This window comes from Pseudoalteromonas sp. SG41-5 (assembly GCF_014164495.1).
In the GTDB taxonomy this organism is placed as follows: Bacteria; Pseudomonadota; Gammaproteobacteria; order Enterobacterales; family Alteromonadaceae; genus Pseudoalteromonas; species Pseudoalteromonas rhizosphaerae.
The window spans coordinates 74249-80248 of sequence record NZ_JACJFH010000007.1 but is presented as its reverse complement, the minus strand read 5'-3'; the positions used below and the strand labels follow the sequence as shown (position 1 = coordinate 80248).

Annotated in this window: 4 protein-coding genes; all 4 read right to left on the bottom strand. The window is 40.9% G+C overall.

Annotated elements, in window-relative coordinates:
• On the bottom strand, window positions 1-585 hold a 585-nt coding region (locus tag H5232_RS03600; protein WP_182830566.1), incomplete at its 3' end, for a chemotaxis protein.
• A gap of 66 nt (window positions 586-651) precedes the next feature.
• Entirely contained in the window at window positions 652-1656 is a 1005-nt protein-coding gene (locus tag H5232_RS03595; protein WP_259399237.1) for an ABC transporter substrate-binding protein, read from the bottom strand.
• A gap of 73 nt (window positions 1657-1729) precedes the next feature.
• A complete protein-coding gene (locus H5232_RS03590; protein WP_182762156.1) occupies window positions 1730-3823 on the bottom strand; it encodes a GNAT family N-acetyltransferase in 2094 nt (697 codons plus the stop codon).
• The gene (uvrD, locus tag H5232_RS03585) at window positions 3801-5966 is read right to left on the bottom strand and encodes a DNA helicase II (protein WP_145242582.1); all 2166 of its coding nucleotides are present in this window, start codon (window positions 5964-5966) and stop codon (window positions 3801-3803) included. The genes H5232_RS03590 and uvrD overlap by 23 nt, the downstream gene beginning before the upstream one ends.
• Window positions 5967-6000: the final 34 nt, after the last annotated feature.

The window sequence follows — 6000 nt, the reverse complement described above, 5'->3', positions numbered from 1 at the left end:
GGTGAAGATGATAATGGGTTTATGATCGAGCAAGATCTGTTCTTTGGCAGATTCAAACAATCTGATGAGTTGCATGTAGTTGCTGTTACGCTCTATGCTCAGTTCAACTAGCGCTTGTTTTTCGTTGTTTTGTTTTACCAACTCGATTAATTTATTCGCTTTTGTATATAGCCGACTATGAGGGGTTTTAAAGCGTTCTATAATTGCTTTGAGATCTTCATTTTCAGTTTTGAAATGACTGTACCATTTTGCAAAATTTGACTGCTGAACGTCGGTATTATGATTAAACGGCTGATTATGTTTGATACTATTCTCTAGTGCAGTAAACCATTCTTGTTGCTTTTGTTGCCACTCGCTAAATAATTCGACTAATGATTGATTGGTTTCTTGTGTTGATTGTTTGTTGAGAATAATACCTAGATCAAATATTGGAGTGGGGGTTTCCATATAGTCTTTAACACCAATAAAACTTTTATTGTCGTTAGGTAATGAGGTTAAATTATCTTCAAAGCGTTCAGTTAAAAGTATGTCGAGAATTTTTAATGAAATTGTTTTCTGGCCTACTCTAAAATTAATTAAGTCCATAGTGTCCTCACCTCCTAAATATATAGCTTAATAATAGAACATTATTTAGAAAGCGCAGCTATTTTGTTAAAACACAGAGCGATAGACAGTATGCTTATTCTTATCAGTTTTATTGACGAATAACGCGTTTATTTGTTTATCTTCACTAAAAATAATATTTAGGCGCTGCATTAAACAATTATGTTGCAGTGGTTGCGGGCAGCGTTGTGCTGCGGCGCTAAACACCATTGCATTGAGATAGCCTTCAAAGTGCAGACGATTAGGTGTGTTAATTTGCGCTGCAGCCATATCTTTTAAGAATTCAGTGCACCAATAGGCGTTACATTTATTAGGGTTAGGGACTACTTCGGTCGCCATAAGTTTACTGGAGTATTTTAGGCGAGCAAATAAGTCATTGCTTGAGGCAAAAGATATGCTGGTGTAGTCAGGCATAAACTGTTGTTCATGGGCACTATTTATAAATTCAGATAATGGTTTGTATGTGCCTACTAAGCAAATGGCAGTAGCACCACTGGCTTTTAGTATTTCTAAGGCGCTCATTATCTCATTACTGTTTCGTTGATAGCGCGCGACTTTAACTGGCTTTAGATTATGTTTGGCGAGCGATTCTCGCAATCCAGATTCTACTACAAGACCAAATTCATCTGCTTGAATTAAAAACCCAATACGTGTGTGATTGTTTTCTTCGACTAGGTATTTTATTTGCTCGTCAGCTTCATCATCGTAGCTAGCTCTTATGTTGAATACATTAATTGTTGGCTGATAATGCAAAAATTTAGCGCCGCTGTAAGGCATTAAATATGGAATTTGCAGTTGTTCAAGGATTGGTAAAACAGCAAAGCTTGTTGGAGTTCCCATTGCACCGAATAGCGCATCTACTTTGTCTTGATAAATAAAGCGACGAGTATTACTTACTGCGCGTTTTGGTTCATAACCATCGTCGGCGACTATTAATTCTACGTGTGCTCCGTTGATACCTGCGTTTTTATTTAGCTTGTTAAAATAGATATTACTACCTAGGTAAAGTTGTTCACCAATTTGTTTGGCAGGTCCTGTTAACGCGGTAGACATGCCTAATTTTATCGCTGGCTTGTTCTCGGCATAGGCGAAATTGCTATGTGAAAATGAAAAGAAGAAAAGAACGCTAAGGTAATTTTTTAAGTAAGTATTGTTCATACCAATTAGTAACAGCCTGTTTGAATAGTTTATCGAGTGATTTTTTACCACGGATCTGTAAAACTATTTGTGCCTTTTGTGATGACCAGTTTTGTAATATTAGTCTAATAAAAAGACATTTGGTATTTTCATCGCAATTAGATAAGCTGCTTGGTGTGCACCAAAGTGTCCGCCACAATAAAGGTTTGATGGTAAAAATTTGGTAATCTGTTGTTAGTAATGCAGCTAGACGTGTATCTTGGATGTTATCAGCGTTATGTTGAGCACAGTCACGCAGTACTTGTTCGACTAATTGTTGATCTAACTGATTGAAATGATCAAGTAGTTGCAATGCAAAGTCTGATTGAAAATCAGTTTTCAGATTTTTAATTAGCGAGCTGCGATCAGTTAAACTTTTAGCCACAAGAGCTGCATGTTCTGCAGTCGCTTTATCTTGGATAAAGCCTAGTTTAACTAAACTAAACCCCGCCATTTGCCAAAACTTGAGTAGGCTCGCATTAGCGCCAAAGCTGGCTCCAAACCAGTCACAGCTCGATGCTAGTTGCTGTTCACAATGAGCAATAAGTTGTGAGCCAATACATTTACTATGCTGTGATGGAGCTACAGCAATGCGCACAACACGAGCACACAACCTTGTTAGTACGTCAGCATTAGCACTTAACTGTGCTAATGTTTGCGCCATCAAATGCCCCTGTGGGCGACGTTGACCACTAACAACCTGTTGACTCAAGTCTGCGGTTAAACCGCCTTCAATCGCAATTAGGCATACTGCAATAATAACGCCTTGTTGCTGACATACAAAGATGCGTTGCTCTGTCGCGTCGAGTAAGTGGCGCAAGTCATTTACGCTAGTTTGATAATGCGCTAATGCTAATAGCCCAATGACTTGACGCAGTAGTGCTTCATTTTCAGCAAGGTGTTGGGGAGTCAGTTCAGAATAGAGCAGAGCGCTGGTGTCTAGCGTAATATCTTGATAATCGGCGTCAAGTGCTAACAAATTACAAATATGCTGTTCTAGCGGATCATTCGCTGCGAAGCGAATTGGTTGCTCTAGAGTAACACTATGCATATTTTTATAATGTTGCTCTAGGTAACGTTTGAATTTTAAAGTATACCCGCGGCCATTCCCTTCATAACCTACCATAGTGCTGGCAAATATAATGCGGGGATAATGCGTGAGCATTTTAATTAATAATGGTACTGGGATCGCAGCAGCTTCATCAACCAACAATACATCACAGTCAGGTAGTTCATTTAGTAATTGATCGGGTGCGATATAATGCAAGTTGGCGAGTTGTTTATCCCGAGTTTGATAGCTTAATCCTCGTGCTGCGGCAAAGTGTTTAAAACAGCTGTGTAGGGCGTTAAACTGCTGTGCACAAATGAGTATTTTTTTATCGTTAAGTGTTGCAGCAGCAAGCCCTAAAGCCGCCGATTTTCCACGGCCACGATCTGCGCTGATCAATAAAGGGCGATTGGCTCTACCGTTGGCAGTTCTAATGATTTGCTCGATGCAAAATTGCTGTTCAGTTAGGTTTATTTTACCTGCTAGCTGGCTTGTTTCTGGTAACGTTTGCCAGCCTGATTGTTGGCTCAGGTGCAGATACAAATTACTCTGGAGTAAGCGTGCCAAGCGTTGGTTAAAATAACTCTGCTGTTGTTGTTGAGCAAATGATTGAAAGGCGGTCAGTGCTGGGTCACACCAATAGTGTAAATCATCAAGTTCTGGCAACAATACAATAAATAAACCGCCAGCCTGAACAGTGCCACTAAGAGCGGCAAATTTGTCTGGCACTAAGCCACTAAAACCGTCATAAATAACATGCTGAAATTCTTGGCCAAGAATTTGATGAGTATGTTCAGGCCAGCTACTGTCAGTGAGTTCGCCACTAGTTGATAATACCTTAACAAGCGGATGGCAAAGTTGCTTGAGTAACTCATTAGCCTGTTGATAACACCAGTTTTGTTCGCCAGTAATGAGTAGCAATTGCCTATGTTTAGCATAGGCAATTTGCGGTAGGATATTACTTATTAACGAGTTAAATGGCTTGTAGTCGTGCATAAACAGTTACTAACCACTTACTACCAAAGTCATCAAAATTCACTTGTACGCGAGATTGAGCGCCACTGCCTTCGTAATTAATAACCGTTCCCATACCAAATTTTGCATGTAATACGTGTTGTCCTAAGCTAAAGCCACTTTCTTCAAATACGGCATGACTAACTGATGAGCTAAATCGTCCTGCTGCGGGTGGTCGCGATACTTGAGTTTTAATACGAATTTCTTCAATACAATCTTCAGGCATTTCACGTAAAAAGCGTGATGGACTGTGGTACTTTTCTTGACCATAAAGACGGCGGCTCTCGGCATGGCTAATATAGAGTTTTTCCATGGCGCGAGTCATGCCGACATAACAAAGACGACGCTCTTCTTCTAACCGACCTGATTCTTCATTACTTTGTTGAGATGGGAACATGCCTTCTTCAACACCAACCATAAATACGAGTGGAAACTCTAAGCCTTTCGCTGAGTGCAACGTCATCATTTGCACTGCATCTTCATGTTCTTCAGCTTGACCATCACCGGATTCCAGTGAGGTATAAGCCAAGAATCCTTGCAGTGGTGAGCTAAACTCTTCATCTTCCGGGAGTTCGTATTGGCCACAGGCGCTGATCAGCTCTTCTAAGTTTTCTACCCGGGCGCGGCCCTTTTCGCCTTTTTCTGCTTGATACATCGCCATTAAACCAGATGTTTGAATAGCGTATTTCGCTTGCTCTTCTAAAGTGAGGTCACCAATTTTATCTTCAATATGTTCTACCAGTTCAACAAACTTAGTAACAACCGTCGCCGCACGTCCTGATAAATGTTGTTGTTCTACGATGGCTTTGGCGGCGTACCATAATGGCAATGATTCGCTACGCGCACAATCGCGAATATGGCTTAAGGTTTTATCGCCAATGCCACGAGCAGGAGTGTTAATCACTCGCTCAAATGCAGCATCATCCTGACGATTACCTACGAGCCGTAAATATGCCAGCGCATCTTTAATTTCCTGACGTTCAAAGAAGCGCATACCGCCGTAAATGCGGTACTTCAAGCCTTCTTGTAACATGGCTTCTTCAAGTACCCGCGATTGCGCGTTACTACGATATAAAATCGCCGCATCTTGTAGGGCATTACCAGCGTTTAACCAGCTGCGTAATTTGCTGCTTACAAAGCGCGCTTCGTCTAATTCGTTAAAAGCGGCATAAACAGAAATAGGTTCACCATCATTGCCATCAGTCCAGAGGCTTTTACCCATTCGGTCTGAGTTATTTTGAATAAGTGCATTAGACGCTTTTAGAATCGTGGCAGTAGAGCGATAGTTTTGTTCAAGGCGAATAGTTTCGGCTTTAAAATCGGTCAAAAAGCGCTTAATGTTTTCAATTTTAGCACCACGCCAACCGTAAATACTTTGGTCATCATCACCTACGATCATGATGCTGTTGGTATCGCCGGCTAATAATTTAAGCCATGCATATTGAATGGTGTTGGTATCTTGAAACTCGTCTACTAGCATATGGGCAAAACGTTGCTGGTAGTGACGTAGTAAGGTTGGATTATTTTTTAGTACTTCAAAACTACGTAATAAGATTTCGGCAAAATCAACTAATCCTGCTCGATCACATGCTTCTTGATAAGCGGTGTAAACTTTAAGCATCATTTGTTCGTTGATGTCGTAAGCTTGGATATCTTTGGGGCGCAGACCTTCATCTTTCTTGGCGCTGATATACCAGCCAAACTGTTTTGCAGGCCATTTTTTGTCATCAATATTCATGGCTTTTAATAAGCGTTTGATCATTCTAAGTTGATCATCAGAGTCTAAAATTTGAAACGCTTCTGGTAAGTTTGCTTCGCGATGGTGGGCGCGCAAAATACGGTGTGATAAGCCATGGAAAGTACCAATCCACATACCACCTACTGGTGCTTGAAGGGCTTGTTCAACGCGCGTGCGCATTTCTTTAGCTGCTTTATTGGTAAAGGTTACTGCAAAAATACTATAAGCGGAGGCTTGCTCAACCTGCATTAACCATGCGATACGATGAACGAGTACTCGAGTTTTCCCAGAGCCTGCGCCAGCAAGCACCAGCATATTTTGGAGTGGGGCTGCAACTGCATCCCGTTGTTTATCATTTAAACCGTCGAGTAATTCTGAAACGTCCATCATCACGCCTTTTCAATCAATATTAAAAGCAGTA

Bases quoted from the DNA above. Each gene is read 5' to 3' on its own strand.
- H5232_RS03595 (WP_259399237.1), bottom strand. From the start codon at position 1,656: ATGTCTACCGCGTTAACAGGACCTGCCAAACAAATTGGTGAACAACTT.
- H5232_RS03590 (WP_182762156.1), bottom strand. From the start codon at position 3,823: ATGCACGACTACAAGCCATTTAACTCGTTAATAAGTAATATCCTACCG.
- uvrD (WP_145242582.1), bottom strand. From the start codon at position 5,966: ATGGACGTTTCAGAATTACTCGACGGTTTAAATGATAAACAACGGGAT.